Genomic DNA, 14,562 nt, shown 5'->3' on the forward strand with positions numbered 1-14,562 from the left:
TAGACCTTCAATCCACGTGCAGCCGAAGGCAGAGCACAGCGCTGGCCAGCGCTGAAACTCCCAGCAGCACCAGCACGCCGGGAAATCCGGTCAGCGCGAAGACGATACCGCCAAAGGTCACCCCGACCGTGCCGCCGAGAAAGCTGCACGAATTGAGTAACCCAGAGCCTTTCCCTGCCTGCGATTGGGGCAGCGTTGCAAGTCCGAGCCGCGGCGCCGAGGCGTAAATGAGCGCGATTCCAGCGCCGGCGACAAAGAGACCGGGCATCAGAAGAGCGAACCTTGCTTCGATCTGAAACGACGACCAGATAATTGCGCAGCCGAGCGCAAGCAAGAGCGATCCACCCGTCAGCATGCGCCGCACGCCGATGCTCATTCCAATAGTAGGAGCCGCTCGCGCGAAGGCAAACAGCGCAACCGAGAGCGGCAGCAGAGAAAGGCCGGCCGCAACGGCTGATATGCCGAGCCCATCAGCAGATTGCGCAAAGAGGTTGTAGTAAAGCAGCAGCGTCATGATGTCGAACATCACGAGAAACAAGAGGCCGGCGCCAATCGCGAAATTCCGGTTCGCGAACAGGCCGAAGTCGACCAGCGGCTGAGGGCGCCGCGTCTCCGTCCGCAGCAATAGAGGAAACGCGATCACCGCCAGCGCAAGCGGGACGATGGCAGACAGCGGGTTGGTGCGGACATGTGCCAACGCCTGCAATCCCGATATCAGCGTCACCATGAAGAGTGCGAGAAGGCCAAGTCCGCCCCAGTCCATCGAAATCGCGCGCCGGCCGCCGGCGCCGGGATGCCGCAGCAGCATCAGGCCGGCGGGCACCATCGCAATGACGTTCAGCCAGAAGATGAAGCGCCAGCCCGCGTAATGCGTCACGGCTCCGCCGACGAGCGGCCCGATGCTGAAGCCGAGCATCAGAAAACCGGTCCAGGCGCCGATCGCCTCCGGGCGCCGCTCGTCAGGTGCGGCTTCGGTCACCGCCGCAAGCGTTCCGGCCACGGCAAACGCGGCTCCCAGCCCTTGCAGCGCCCGCGCGCCGACCACCACGAAGCCGGCCGGCGCCAGCGCGATGAGCAGCGACGCAAGTGCGAACACGGCGATGCCGGCAATCGAGGACCTTCGCGCGCCGAGCTGATCCGCCGCGCCGCCGCCGACAATGATGAAGATGGCGGCGGTCAGGAGATAGGCATTGACCACCCATTCGAGCTCCGCCGGACCAAGCTGCAGGCTGCCCTTCATGTCGGGAAGCGCCGCCATGATCGCCGTGCTGTTGTCGCCCACCGCCAGCATGGCAAGGCAGCAGGCCATCAGCACCGGCTTGAGGTTGCTCTTCGCGTGGGAGGTTGCCAGCATCACCACCACCCCTTCCGTTCGTTCCAGGCGAACAGTATGCCGGCAAAGCGGTCATAGATAAATCGCGCCCACGCCGTCTCGCAAGGCAGACCGGCGCGCAGCGAGGATGATTGACAGCGGCGCCTCTATCGAGGACAAGCCGCGCATGCCAAAGAAACCCGGGACCAATCCCAAAGGCGAGTTCGCCTTTTTCAATGTCGTCTATGAAGACGACTCGCAGCGCTCCAACCGGCGCGTGCCTGCCGAATTGCTCGGCGGGCTCGACGGCGACGAGCCGGCGCGCGGCTACATCATGGAGCAAGACCGCGAGATCGCCGAGAAATCTGGCCGCCCACAGCTCAAGATCAAGAGCATCAGCCGCGTTGGGGCGAAGAAGAAGTAGGCTCGCAGGCAAGGCCCGATTGCATCAACCAACGTCGCGGTCGCTGGAGAGCGTGTTTTCCACGTTCTCAATTACCAGCGGAGCAAGCGGCACCCCTCTCCCTAACCCTCTCCCGCAAGGGGAGAGGGAACCCTACCGCCGATGCGTCCCTGACTCGTGCCAATCAGGTCAGGGATAGCCAAGATGCAATGCGAGGTGAGCACACTGGTACGGCTTCCTCCCCCCTTGCGGGGGAGGGTGGGGAGAGGGGTGGCCCCGGGCGCTGGCGTGAGAATTTGGCGCGACCTGAGCAGACAAAAACGGCGGGCATTCGCCCGCCGTTCTTTGTCTGGATGGATTGACGGGTCCCGTCTTCGCCGAGCAAGCAAGTCCGGCAATGACAGGCAGTACTAGTTATCGAGGAAGCTCCGCAGCTTCCGGCTTCTTGACGGATGCTTCAGCTTGCGCAGCGCCTTGGCTTCGATCTGGCGGATACGCTCTCTCGTGACCGAGAACTGCTGGCCGACTTCTTCCAGCGTGTGGTCGGTGTTCATGCCGATGCCGAAGCGCATGCGGAGCACGCGTTCTTCGCGCGGGGTGAGCGAGGCCAGGACCCGCGTGGTGGTTTCGCGCAGGTTGGACTGGATCGCCGCGTCGATGGGGAGGATCGCGTTCTTGTCCTCGATGAAATCGCCGAGGTGTGAGTCTTCCTCGTCGCCGACAGGCGTCTCCAGCGAGAGCGGCTCCTTGGCGATCTTCAGGACCTTGCGGACCTTCTCCAGGGGCATGCCGAGCTTTTCGGCGAGCTCTTCCGGGGTCGGCTCGCGGCCGATCTCGTTGAGCATCTGGCGGCTGGTACGCACGATCTTGTTGATGGTCTCGATCATGTGCACGGGGATGCGGATGGTGCGGGCCTGGTCGGCGATCGAGCGCGTGATCGCCTGCCGGATCCACCACGTAGCGTAGGTCGAGAACTTGTAGCCGCGGCGATACTCGAACTTGTCGACCGCCTTCATCAACCCGATGTTGCCTTCCTGGATCAGGTCGAGGAACTGCAGGCCGCGGTTGGTGTACTTCTTGGCGATCGAGATCACGAGACGCAGGTTGGCCTCGACCATTTCCTTCTTGGCCTGGCGCGCCTCGCGCTCGCCCTTCTGCACGCCGTGCACGATCTTGCGGAATTCGCCGATCTCAAGACCCGTCAGCGCCGCCAGCGACTGAATCTCGTGGCGGAGCTCCTTGATGCGGTCCTTCTCGTGATGGACGAAATTTTTCCAGCCCTTGGCCGATAATTTCGAGACGCGGTTGAGCCAGCGCGGATCGAGCTCCGAGCCCTGGTAGTTGCGCAAAAAGTCTTCGCGCGCGACGCCGTGGCTGTCGCCGAGGCGCAAGAGGCGGCCTTCGAACGAGACCAGCTTCTTGTTGATGTCGTAGAGCTGCTCGACGAGGCTGTCGATGCGGGCCTGGTTCAGGCGCAGCGACTTCACCTCGACGATGATCTCGTCCTTCAGCTTCTTGTACTTGCGCTCCTGCGAGGGCGAGAGCGACTCGCTCTGAAGCTGGTTGGCGATGTCCTGCTCCTGCAGGCGGCGCAGCTTCTTGTATTCGGAGGCGATCTTGTCGAAGGTCTCGACTACCTTCGGCTTCAGCTCGGCCTCGATCGCGGCCAGCGACATCTGGTTTTCGAACTCGTCGTCATCCATGTCGCCTTCGGCGGCGGCTTCCGCCGGATCCTTCTCTTCCGTCTCCACATCGCCCGCGGGCGCTGCGCGGAACGGGGTCGCCGACGGGGGAGCAGCCGGCGGCGCGACATGCGCGGGCGCGGCCTCGCCGTTGGCGGCCTGGCCGTCGCCCGCAGGGGCGGCGATCATTGCCGGGTTCATGTTGTTCTTGGCGTCGGGGCCAGCATAGGTGGCTTCGAGATCGATGATGTCGCGAAGGAAGATCTTTCCTTCGTTGAGCTCATCGCGCCAGATGATGATGGCCTGGAAGGTCAAGGGGCTCTCGCAGAGACCCGCGATCATCGCCTCGCGGCCGGCCTCGATGCGCTTTGCGATCGCGATTTCGCCTTCGCGCGACAGCAATTCCACCGTGCCCATCTCGCGCAGATACATGCGGACGGGATCGTCGGTGCGCTCGCCGGGTTCGGATTTCTTGACCTCGGTGACAGCCTTCGCCGTGACCTCGACAAGCTCGTTGTCGGTGTCGTCGTCGGCTTCTTCCTTCTCGGCCTCTTCATCGGCCTCTTCGGCCTCGGAGACGTTGATGCCCATGTCCGAGAGCATCGACATGATGTCCTCGATCTGCTCCGGCGAGGTGGTGTCGGAGGGCAAGACTTCGTTGAGCTGATCGAAGGTCACGAAGCCGCGCTTCTTGGCCTGCTTGATCATCTTCTTGACCGCGGCATCCGTCAGGTCGAGCAACGGCGACGGCGCGTCGGGGCTATCCTTCTCAGGGGCGTCCGCTGCCTTGTCGTCTTTTTCCTTGTCCTTAACCTGCAGCGTCTTTGCCTTGGTGGCCATTCATCAAGCTCCCGAAACGCGCTTCATGCGGGCGTGCGTCGCCGCCCGCGCTCTTCAACTCAATTCGTTCGAGATGACGTCGTTCGATCGTCACCTTGCTCTGTTCATTCGCCTTCGCATGATCGGTCGAAAGCGGCACCCGCTTTTCCGCACCATGGTTACGACGCGCAAAGGGCGGCGCAGACCGTCGCCACCCCTGCCTTTCGCATCACCGGTTTCTGTCTTTCGTAGCCCGAAGGCCCTTAAGCTTTGCTTAACCCTGTTTTTGCCGCCAAATCATGGATTTGGCGAGTCTTTTCGCGGGCTCGGCCAAGGCCGTCCGCATCATTTTTTAATCGTCAAACGCTTTTGCGGAACCGGCCCGAAAGCTCGCCAAAACCCTCAATCAGGGCCTCGGTGCCATCGAGGGAGTCCAGCCGGGCGCCGACATCCTTCAGCCACGCCAGATTGGCCTCGCTGGTCTCCTCGGCCAATGCCAGTTCGGCATCTTTCTTCTCCCTAAGTAGGGCGTGCGTTTTCTGATGCAAGACAACGAGTTGCTGCCAAGTGGCCAAAACGTCCTCGCGCGCCGCGCCGGGGCGGGCGGCCCACACCGCCACCGTCGTGATCGCTCGCTCAACCCGTTGAAGAACCTCGCCTAATCCACGCGCTTCGAGATCCGCGCGCATTTTCTCGGCCTGCTCCTCGACGTCGGGAGAATGATGATGGTCGTTGGCGAAGGCCGTAATAATACCGGCGCGGAGCTTGGTGGCCTCGGGATGCGCCAGTTCCAGCATAGCCACCTCCTCCAGATGATCGTGCAGCAGCCAAGGGTGGTTAATCAGGGATTGCAGGATCAAGGCCTCGCGGCGGGACATCGCGCTGCGCTGGCCGCGCATGATCGGGCTGGACGCAAGCTGGGGGCTCGCCGCCTGGTAGGGGCCGGGGGCGATTCCTGAAGTTATCCCCAGCGGGCGGCCGCGGGGGGCGAATCGGCCGGCCGGACTCGCTCCGCGCGGGGCAAACGCGCGGGGTGATTCGGGGCGGCCGGTCCGGAAATTACCCCGGCCGTAACCGCCGCGGCCAGCATCGGGCGCAAAGGTGCGCTGCAGGCGCTCGGCGAGATCCTGGCGATAGTAGCGACGCACGACCTCGTCGCGGATGCCGTTAGAGAGTTCGTTGATACGCGCTTCCAGCGCGGCGCGCCGTTCGGGAGTCGCAAACGTGCCGCCTTCGATCTCGCGCGACCAGATCATATCGGCGAGCCCGCGCGCGGCGCCGATCACCTCCTCGATCGCAACCCGGCCCCCGGTGCGGGCGAGGTCATCGGGGTCCTGTCCCTCCGGCAGCAGCGCGAAGCGCAGGCTTTTGCCGGGCGCAAGATTGGGCAGCGCCAAGTCGGCGGCGCGGTACGCTGCTTTTCGCCCGGCGCGATCGCCGTCGAAGCAGAGGATCGGCTCGTCCGCCATCTTCCAGAGCAGTGCGAGCTGGTTTTCGGTGAGCGCGGTGCCGAGCGGGGCGACGGCGCCGGCAAAGCCTGCGGTGACCATGGCGATGACATCGACATAGCCTTCGACCACGATCAGTGGCGAGCCGTCATGCGCCGCCTGTCGCGCAGTGGCGAGGTTGTAGAGATTGTCGCCCTTGTGAAACAGCGGGGTTTCCGGCGAGTTCAAATATTTTGCCGAAACGTCCTTTTCCAGCGCGCGGCCGCCGAAGGCGATGACGCGGCCTCTGGCGTCGGCGATCGGAAACATCACGCGATCGCGGAAGCGGTCGTAAGGAACGGGAATATCGTCGCCGCCGACGAGCAGCCCCGCTTCCACCATGTCCTCGGTGGAAATGCCCTGCGCGCCCAGATGCTCCTTCAGCGCAAAACGCTCGCCCGGGGCATAGCCGAGGCGAAACTGCAATTGCGTCGCCGACGAAATGCCACGGTCGCCGAGATAGCCGCGCGCCTTGGCGCCGTTCCGCGAGGCCAGCGTATCGGCAAAGAATTTTGCCGCGAGTTCCATCACGTCGTGCAGCGTCTTGCGGCGCTGCTCGTGGCGCGCGGCATCTGGCGTTGCCGCCGGCAGCGGCAGGCCGGCCATGGCGGCGAGGCGCTCAACAGCCTCCGGAAACGAGACGCCTTCCGTCTCCATGACGAAGTCGAAAATATTGCCGTGCTTTCCGGTCGAGAAGCAGTGATAAAACTGCTTCTGGTCGTTGACCGTGAAAGAGGGTGTCTTCTCCTGTTGGAACGGCGACAGCCCCTTAAACTCCCGCCCCGCTCTCTTCAGCTTGACGCGCCGGCCCACGACTTCCGAAACTGAAAGCCGGGCGCGCAGTTCGTCGAGAAATTGGGGCGTGAAGCGCATGGGTGGAGTTTTGCCGAGTCGTAGGGCCGTGCCAACCGACCATGGATATAGGGCCGGGCCGCTAAAAGGCGAAGTCGGCCGGATTTCTCGCCGCTATTCACAGCCCCATCCGTCATTCTGGGGCGTCCGAAGGACGAACGCGGAATGACGGAGACACCTTGAATCGCCGCCGGTTCCGCGCTTCCATAGCCGCATGTTCGCGATCTTCCGGGGTGGCAGGAGCGGGGCGTGGCGGGTGACGCGGTTTGCGCCGGTCAAGGGCGCGTCGCTTTCGCCGACGCCTTCGCTGTCGGTCGTGCATTCCCTGTCGATCACGCTGCCGATCCTGCCCTCGCCGACCTCGTGGCGGCTCGCCGGCTTCGCCAGCCATCTGCGCTATACCGAGCGCGCCGAGAAGACGCAGCTTGACGCCGTGCGGGCCGAGATCGGCCGACCTGAGGCAACCTTTGCGGCGCTGATCCCGATCAAGAAATCGGCGGCGTGGTGGGAGCTGACGCAGGAGGAGCGGCGGCAGATCTTTGAGGATAGATCCCACCACATAGCCGACAGCCTGAAATACCTGCCGGCGATCGCCCGCCAGCTTTATCACAGCCGGGACCTCGGCGAGCCCTTCGACTTCCTGACCTGGTTCGAATACGCGCCCGCACATGCGGAGGAATTCGAGGAGCTGGTTCGCACGCTGCGCGCCACCGAGGAATGGCGCTATGTCGAGCGCGAGGTGGATATCAGGCTGGAGCGCGAGCGGCTGGATGCGGGCTGACTCGTCCTACATCTCCAGAAACTTCCCCGAGGCGATGCGCGGCAAGCCGGCGACCGGCCAGTTGTAGACATAGGTCCACGCCTCGCCGGCGGTGCCGTCTTGCAGCGACAGCGGCAGCATGCGGCGGATGTATTCGGTCGGTTCCGGAAACCCGGCGCCACAGGCCTCATACATGTCGAACTCGGCCAGCAACGCGTCGCGATCGCGCAAACGATAGAGCTCACCGAACACGACGTCGTTGGCGTCATCCGACAGCACCAGCCCCGGATAATGCTTGATGAGATAAAGCCGGCCGCGGCAGGTGGCGGTGCCCAAAAAATCCGCACTGCGCGACAATAGCTGCGCCATCGGATGGTCGAAGCCGCGCATCAGCGTGCCGTAGACGAACAGTCGATCTGAAATCATGGGATTTCTATGTCATTGCGCGCGAAGCGATGCAATCCGCCGGGGGTCTATCGCCAAAACCGTCTTGTGGGGAAGCATCCGGAGCGGCATCGTTAAGCCATTATCGATTCGGATACGTCTCCTCGACCAGCAACGCTCAAGGAAGATACGTTGAACGACGCCGCCGGCCCCGCCCCGCTCCTCAGCGCCGAGGATGTTCCTCCGGTCCACGAATACAACACCGCAGGCCGCTCGCCCTTTCTGCTCACATGCGACCATTATGGAAGGCTCATTCCGCGCGTGCTCGGCGACCTCGGCCTGCCCGAGAGCGAGTTGACACGCCATATCGCCTGGGACATCGGAATTGCCGGCGTCGCGGAAGCGCTCGCAAAGCATCTCAATGCCCATCTGATCGTGCAGCGTTACTCACGGCTCGTCATCGACTGCAACCGCCCGCCGCACGTCGCAAGCTCGATCCCGCGCATCAGCGAGGCGACCACGATCCCCGGCAATGAAGGCATTTCGCGCGAGGCGGCCGCGATACGGCGGGCGCAGATCTTCGATCCCTACCACCGGCGCATCGACGAGATCATCGACCAGCGCGGAAACGCTGCCATGCCGACCGTGCTGGTATCGCTGCACAGTTTCACGCCGGTCTATGCCGGGATTGCACGGCCCTGGCATATCGGCACGCTCTACCACCGCGACAAGCATCTGCCGCCGCGCTTGCTGCAAGCGTTTCGCGCCGAGGGCGATCTGGTGGTCGGCGACAACGAGCCTTATGCGGTCAGCGACGAGACCGACTACACGATCCCCGTCCATGGCGAGGCGCGCGGGCTGATGAATACAGGGATCGAAATCCGTCAGGATTTGATCTCGGATCCCGCCGGCGAGAAAGCCTGGGCGGAGCGGCTGGCGCGGATACTTGGGGAGATCGAGGAGATGTTGCGCAGGCAGCAATTAATCGCGTCTCGCCAAGGCGAAGGTCGCGCTCCCTTGCAGCTCGCGGCCGATCGGGACTAGCTACATCACTTGGATCGCGAGCTTACCGCGCCCGCGTCAGTGCCAGCCAGATGCCGCCGCCGATCATGAAGCCGCCGGAGACGCGCGACACCAGCCGCGTCCGCTGCTTGGAGAAGAACATTCGCGCGCGTCCGGCCAGCAGCGCGTAGACCGCGTCGGTCGATGCCGCGATCACCATGAAGGTGACGCCGAGCAGCGCTACCTGCGGGAAGTGGTCCTTCTCCATATCCATGAACTGCGGAATGAACGCGCCGAAGAACACCAGCACCTTCGGGTTGGAGAGCAGCACCAGAAGCCCCTGCAGAAAGAAGCCGCCGCGCGGCGGCGGTGGCGGCTCGTCGGCGTTGACGCCTTCCGCAGGCTGCCAGATCAGCTTGATGCCGAGCCATATCAGATAGGCGGCGCCGGCAAAGCGCACCCAGTCGAACCAGTAGCCCATCGTCGCCATCAGCGACGTCAGCCCGATCGCGACGATGCCGATCACGATGGCAAGGCCGGTTTGCGCGCCGGCGCAATTGATCAGCGCCGCGCGGGTGCCGTGCCGCAGGCCGTTCGCGATCAGCAGCGTGACGACGGGACCCGGCAACAGCGCGAGCGCAATGCAGGCGGCGACAAAGGCGAGATAGACCTGAAGGGACATGGGGGGAACTCGGTGGGAGAGCGGTTACGTCATTATGCATGCGGGGGCGAAAGATGGAAGCTGCGCTTCCTGCTCCCTCTCCCCGTCTTAACCGTCATCGCCCCTCCATCGCGGCCATCATCCAGCGCGTCATTTCGCGGGTCGCCAGCAACGCCAGCGCCGCGCGCCGCGTTTCCCACGCGTCACCGTTACCGTGCGCGACGGCAACGAGGAGGTCGCAGCGGCGCGAGACGGCAATGCCGATGGCAGCGCGCCGCGAACCATCGGATGGTTTGAGATCATAGGCCCTGGTCCGCCCGGCCATATCGGCGACCTGCACGACCTCGCCTGGCGCGAACGGCACGAAATATTGGCTGATCAAATCAACATCCGCGACGCGGTCGACTTCGTCGTCGTCGGCGACGCCGCGGTCGCAGTTGCAGAAGCCGATTTTCGGCCGAACGTATACCTCGATGCCATCGCCACACGACGCGCCGCGGCAACGAAACGCGCGTCCCGCGGGCCAGCCATCGCGCGGGAACGACCAGGCGATCTCCTGCCACGAGCCTTTCTGTTCACCTTGGCGCGGCACGATGTGCTGGTAGGCCGCGGCACCCAACAACGCACCGAGCGCGGCGGCCGCAACAACGATGACCGGCCATCGACGCATCACCGCCTCATCACGGCAGGCCGGCGACGGCGCGCGCCGGGCCGGTCAGTTCCAGGATGTGCAGGCCGGTATTGGCGCGATCGACGATGTAGATGTAGCCGCGCTCGTCGGTTTCGACATTGTTGGTCTGGATCGCGACCTTGCAGCGATCCTTGCCGTCGATCTTGACGCAGCGCTTGTCGGTCGCGGCCGTGATCGACGGGATGAAATAGCCGACCTCCCTGGGATGATAGGGATCGCGAATGTCGAGCGCGCGAACGCCGGCATTGAAGAAGGCGATGAAGGCCATCTTCTTGTAGAAGACCTGTGCCATGCTCTCGTTGGAAGAATGCGCGCCGAACCGCCCGCCCCGTTCGCAGAACGTCCCGCTCGCTTCCGGCACGGTGTAGCTCGAAATCATCATCGGCGCCTTCTCGACCGTGACGTCGGCGAACCACACCATCTGCCGCGGCTCGTTGCATTCGTTCAAAATCGCCTCGTCGACGATCATCACGATGTCGCGGGTTTTGCCGTCCTTGTCGCGCGCAAATTCCGCAATTTGCATGCCCGGCATCGGAAACGTCGTATGCGCGCCGTTGAATGGCGACATCGTCAGCCGCGCAATTTCCGGCGAGCGCAGATTGTCCGGGGTTGGCTCTTTGGGCCCGCCCAGCAATTTCTCGCGATCGACGATCTGCAAAATCCCGCCCTTGTTGGTGCCGTAGCCGAAATAGACCCGGTTGCCGGAAGGTCCCGTCGAGATCGGCCCGTGCAATTCGGTCGGCACTGCACCGGTCGAGCCCGGCTCCTGGCCGGGCAGACCGAAATCGCGGATCTTTTGCGGGTGCGCGGGATCGGAGAGATCATAGACCTGCGTCATGCGGCGCGTGCGCCAGTCCGGCGCGCCCGACACCAGGAAGGCAATGCCGGTGTCGCATTCCCACCAGCTCTTGTGCGTGTCCTTCAATCCCGCAATCCGCCTGATCAATACGGGACTGGCGGGATCGGCAACGTTCCAGATTTCATGCGCCTCGCCGCCGAAGGTGCGCAGCATATAGACCGCGTTGCGATCGCCCTTCGGCAGCGCCTTGCCGTCGCAAATTCGCACCATCTGCGCGCCGCCGCCTTCATATTTGCCCTCCTGGCCCGGCAGGTGACGCAGATATTTCGGCTGCGAGGGATCGGTGACGTCGACGATCGACGTGCCGTTCGGCTCAGTCTTGCCGGTCTGCGGATTGAGCGGCGCGGGAATCTCGTCGCTGCCGCCGTGATGGCCGATATAGGCGATCCAGCGGTCGCCCTGATGATGGATGGTGGGCTGGTAGGCGCTGCGCGCCTGCAGGTCGCTGGTTCCAACCAGCTTCATGTTGAGCGCTTCAGGCGGCGCCCCAATCACTTGTTGCTGCGCGAAAGCGATGCCTGACGATGCAAGGAAACAGATCGCGAAAGAGGCTGCGAGTTTGAGGCGACCACTCATGTTCCACCCCGACTGTTTAAGGCCAGTCTGCGCTGGCTGACCGCACGATAACACAGGCTGTGGACCGCGCCCAACCTTGACATGCAACCTTTTGGTTGCCTAATATCTGCCCCATGGATGAGGTCTTCAAAGCGCTTGCCGATGCGTCGCGGCGCTCGCTGTTGGACAGGCTTCACGCCAGAAACGGACAGACGCTGAACGAACTTTGCGACGGCCTCGACATGACGCGGCAGGCCGTCACCAAGCACCTTGGGATTCTCGAGGCGGCCAACCTCGTCACGACACTGAGACATGGCCGCGAGAAGCTGCACTACCTCAATCCGGTTCCGATCCATCAGATCGGCGAACGCTGGATCAAGAAATTCGAGCGCGGGAAACTCTCCGCGCTCTCGGAGTTGAAACGACGGTTGGAGAAGCGTGATGAGTAAGCCGGAATTCGTCTACGTCATCTATATCGAGACCACGCCGGAGAAATTGTGGGAGGCACTGACGTCCAGCGCGTTCTCCAAACGCTACTGGTTCGGCACCGAGCTGAAGTCCGACTGGAAGGTTGGTTCGCCGCTGGCGCTGGTCATGAACGGCACCACGACCGATACCGGGGAGATTCTCGAGGCCGACCGGCCGCGGCGGCTCTCCTACACTTTCAAGCACGTGACCAACGAGGCATACCGCAACGAGAAGGCTACGACGGTGGTCTTCACCATCGAGCAGCACGGCAGATTCGTGAAGCTCACGCTCACGCATGAAGGTTTTGCAGAGGGCAGCAAGCTGTTGGACGGCATCTCCAAGGGATGGCCGGCCATTATGTCCAGCCTCAAGAGCCTGTTGGAATCCGGCACTGCGCTCGAAATTCCGGTTTCCGCTCTCGGCATCGAAGGTGTGTCATGAACATCAAAGACTTCAAGCCTGCCATTGTCTACACGATCTACATCGCCTCGACGCCGGAGAAAGTGTGGGAGGCACTGACGCAAGCGGAGTTTTCCAGGCAGTATTTCTCCGGCCAGGCGGTCGAGGTCGATCTCAGGGTCGGCGGCGCCTTCATCATGCGCACGCCGGACGGCGCCCTGCATATCTCGGGCGAGGTGATCGAGTGCGAACCGCTGAGGAAGCTCACCGTCACCTTCAACGTCAACTGGCCGGCGCTGCTCGAAAAGCTCGGGCCGACGCTCGTCACCTACGAGATCGAGCAGGCCGGCGATGTAGTCAAACTGACGATGCTGCAGTCGCATGACCGGGAGATCAGCGACGACATCCTGTCCGGCGGACGTACAGGCTGGCCTGCAATCCTGTCGAGCCTGAAGAGCCTGCTGGAGACCGGCACCGCGCTGACAATCAAGATGCAGCCGCCGGAGCGAATGCTGGCCGCGCTGAAGGAACTGGGGATCGGGACACCGTAGGTCTCGCTGTCGTCAGCTGTTCGTCGTCCCTGCGTTCGCACTAGGGCATCTACACGCTTGCCGGGCCATATACGAGGAGTTGGAAGCGAGCCATTCCCATGTGGAAGGTGATTGGTCCAGGTGGGCGATGAGAGGCGTAACCGGTCCATCCGCCGAGCTTTGCGATGATCCATGCCGCCCAGGCGACAGTGTTGGGGCGATGGTGGTTCTTCTGGAGCTCGGTGCGGCCTTTCAGGGTTTTGTTGATGGCCTTGAGCGCTTCGATCTCGTCCGGCGTGAACACAAATTCGACCTGCAATTGTTCGCCGCCATTGCGGGCTTGAACGAGCTGGATGACGATACATGCTACTCTGGTGGCGATCGCCACGAGTTTGATCAGGCCTTCAGCGCTGTCGAGCTGACTATCCTCGATGCGCAGACCCTGGCTCTTCAGCGAGCGAAAGAGCTGTTCGATGATCCAGCGCTGCTTGTACCAGGAGACGATCCGCCAGGCATCGGCGGCGGTGACGACCGGATGAGTGGTCAGGAGCAACCAATGAATGGGCTTGGCGCTCTTCGGGGGGTGCAACTCGACGACCTCCACGAAGCTGACTTTGACGCCCTGTGGCAGGTCTTTCACGCCGGGGCGCTGCGGTCGTTTGAGCACAACGGTTCCCAGGCGCATGGAGAGGTGGGCCTGGCGACCGTGGCGATCCATTCGCTTTGGTAGATCGATCACCGCCTTGTCGCAGAAGCGGGCCCGCGCGACCGCCTGATAAAGCGTGCCGCCATCGACCAGCGCATGGTCGTGCATGGCGCGCGACAGGAGGTGGACATTGTCAGCGGGTGTCAGCGACCAGTGAGCAAAGAAATCCCCCTCGCGGTCGTTGACGACGGTGATCATACGAGCAGCGACCAGAACCTCGCAGCCTTGCTTAGCCGTCGTCACCCAGCGCGCCGATTCCTTGTCGGCCAAGGCGCGCTTCTCGTGAGCGATCCTGGCCTTGCGCTTGCGCGTCCACACCTCACCGCCGGTGAGCCCGAGACAGACCCCGCTATCGGCATCGACCGCCATCATGGCATGCAGCAGCACGCCGCGAGCATTGCCTTTGCCGACCTTGCCCAAGTCGCGCCGATGTCCCGGACGAGTGTGGAAGTTGATCTCGCTGGTGTCCTGGATCGACAGCACATGACGCCCGCTGACCGCCATCGACGTCTGCAGGCTCCAGCCTTCAATCAGCTTGTCGATCGTGACTTGCGGATTGTTCACAAACCGCCAGAACGCCATGTTCGCGGCCCAGTTGCCCTGCGCCATCTGGCGCAAACAGACACTGCGCGTGCAAAGCATAGCCCGGAGAAGCGCCGCCCCCTTTTATCGAGGCGAACGTCTCCAAACTTACCCAGGGACAAATCCGGTTCCTGCTGCATCTCTGGCGCTCCTTCGAATCAAAGCGCCAGAGAGAGAATCATACAAAACGCTGCGGCGAACGCACATCATGCCGCCCCGAGTCAATCTGTCGCGTCCCCAAGACGTGTAGATGCCCTAGTGCGTTCGCAGGGACGACGGTGACCGGGATACAGTTCTCCGCGAGTGGACTCATGCCCGCCTAAGGGATATTGCAGCACGAGTCTAAGATGGCACGCAGATTCAACGTTATTCTATCGCAACACGAACCGCTGATTTGAGCGCGGAACGAC

Annotated in this window: 14 protein-coding genes; 6 read left to right on the forward strand and 8 right to left on the reverse strand. The window is 63.0% G+C overall.

Features of this window, described 5'->3' with window-relative positions; translation table 11 throughout:
* Window positions 1-7: 7 nt before the first annotated feature.
* Window positions 8-1,354, reverse strand: coding sequence for an MFS transporter (locus V1273_RS29765; protein WP_334411751.1), 1,347 nt, complete (start codon window positions 1,352-1,354; stop codon window positions 8-10).
* 145 nt (window positions 1,355-1,499) lie between these two features.
* Between V1273_RS29765 and V1273_RS29770 the strand changes: the two genes are divergently transcribed.
* On the forward strand, window positions 1,500-1,736 hold the full coding sequence (locus tag V1273_RS29770) for a hypothetical protein (RefSeq protein ID WP_028350223.1): 237 nt from the start codon (window positions 1,500-1,502) through the stop codon (window positions 1,734-1,736).
* A gap of 389 nt (window positions 1,737-2,125) precedes the next feature.
* Here V1273_RS29770 and rpoD read toward each other — a convergent pair whose 3' ends face one another.
* Both rpoD and dnaG read right to left on the reverse strand, forming a co-directional pair.
* Window positions 2,126-4,237 carry an RNA polymerase sigma factor RpoD gene (rpoD, locus tag V1273_RS29775; RefSeq protein WP_028350222.1) on the reverse strand — a complete coding sequence of 704 codons (2,112 nt, stop codon included), beginning with the start codon at window positions 4,235-4,237 and terminating at the stop codon, window positions 2,126-2,128.
* Window positions 4,238-4,575: 338 nt separating this feature from the next.
* Window positions 4,576-6,576, reverse strand: coding sequence for a DNA primase (dnaG, locus tag V1273_RS29780; RefSeq protein ID WP_334380223.1), 2,001 nt, complete (start codon window positions 6,574-6,576; stop codon window positions 4,576-4,578).
* A gap of 193 nt (window positions 6,577-6,769) precedes the next feature.
* Here dnaG and V1273_RS29785 point away from each other — a divergent pair, with 193 nt between their 5' ends.
* Window positions 6,770-7,336, forward strand: a complete 567-nt coding sequence (locus V1273_RS29785) for a chlorite dismutase family protein (protein WP_334380222.1) — start codon at window positions 6,770-6,772, stop codon at window positions 7,334-7,336.
* Window positions 7,337-7,342: 6 nt separating this feature from the next.
* On the opposite strand, the gene V1273_RS29790 is transcribed toward V1273_RS29785, so the two are convergent.
* Window positions 7,343-7,741: a gamma-glutamylcyclotransferase family protein gene (locus tag V1273_RS29790; protein WP_334364957.1), complete on the reverse strand. Its 399-nt coding sequence runs from the start codon at window positions 7,739-7,741 to the stop codon at window positions 7,343-7,345.
* A gap of 150 nt (window positions 7,742-7,891) precedes the next feature.
* Here V1273_RS29790 and V1273_RS29795 point away from each other — a divergent pair, with 150 nt between their 5' ends.
* On the forward strand, window positions 7,892-8,743 hold the full coding sequence (locus V1273_RS29795; protein WP_334411752.1) for an N-formylglutamate amidohydrolase: 852 nt from the start codon (window positions 7,892-7,894) through the stop codon (window positions 8,741-8,743).
* A gap of 22 nt (window positions 8,744-8,765) precedes the next feature.
* On the opposite strand, the gene V1273_RS29800 is transcribed toward V1273_RS29795, so the two are convergent.
* The 3 genes from V1273_RS29800 to V1273_RS29810 form a co-directional block, all read right to left on the reverse strand.
* On the reverse strand, window positions 8,766-9,383 hold the full coding sequence (locus tag V1273_RS29800) for a LysE family translocator (protein ID WP_334380220.1): 618 nt from the start codon (window positions 9,381-9,383) through the stop codon (window positions 8,766-8,768).
* A 94-nt stretch (window positions 9,384-9,477) separates the two neighbouring features.
* Window positions 9,478-10,032 carry a hypothetical protein gene (locus V1273_RS29805; protein ID WP_334411753.1) on the reverse strand — a complete coding sequence of 185 codons (555 nt, stop codon included), beginning with the start codon at window positions 10,030-10,032 and terminating at the stop codon, window positions 9,478-9,480.
* 10 nt (window positions 10,033-10,042) lie between these two features.
* Entirely contained in the window at window positions 10,043-11,488 is a 1,446-nt protein-coding gene (locus V1273_RS29810) for an LVIVD repeat-containing protein (RefSeq protein ID WP_334411754.1), read from the reverse strand.
* A gap of 113 nt (window positions 11,489-11,601) precedes the next feature.
* Here V1273_RS29810 and V1273_RS29815 point away from each other — a divergent pair, with 113 nt between their 5' ends.
* From V1273_RS29815 to V1273_RS29825, 3 genes are read left to right on the forward strand one after another with little or no spacing between them, the layout of a single operon-like run.
* Window positions 11,602-11,916: an ArsR/SmtB family transcription factor gene (locus V1273_RS29815; protein ID WP_334364965.1), complete on the forward strand. Its 315-nt coding sequence runs from the start codon at window positions 11,602-11,604 to the stop codon at window positions 11,914-11,916.
* Window positions 11,909-12,376: an SRPBCC family protein gene (locus V1273_RS29820; RefSeq protein WP_334380217.1), complete on the forward strand. Its 468-nt coding sequence runs from the start codon at window positions 11,909-11,911 to the stop codon at window positions 12,374-12,376. Before V1273_RS29815 ends, V1273_RS29820 begins: the two co-directional genes overlap by 8 nt.
* Window positions 12,373-12,885, forward strand: a complete 513-nt coding sequence (locus V1273_RS29825; RefSeq protein ID WP_334364967.1) for an SRPBCC family protein — start codon at window positions 12,373-12,375, stop codon at window positions 12,883-12,885. The genes V1273_RS29820 and V1273_RS29825 overlap by 4 nt, the downstream gene beginning before the upstream one ends.
* Window positions 12,886-12,934: 49 nt before the next feature.
* Here V1273_RS29825 and V1273_RS29830 read toward each other — a convergent pair whose 3' ends face one another.
* Entirely contained in the window at window positions 12,935-14,179 is a 1,245-nt protein-coding gene (locus tag V1273_RS29830) for an IS4 family transposase (protein ID WP_334368994.1), read from the reverse strand.
* Window positions 14,180-14,562: the final 383 nt, after the last annotated feature.

Source organism: Bradyrhizobium sp. AZCC 1721 (assembly GCF_036924715.1).
GTDB lineage: Bacteria > Pseudomonadota > Alphaproteobacteria > Rhizobiales > Xanthobacteraceae > Bradyrhizobium.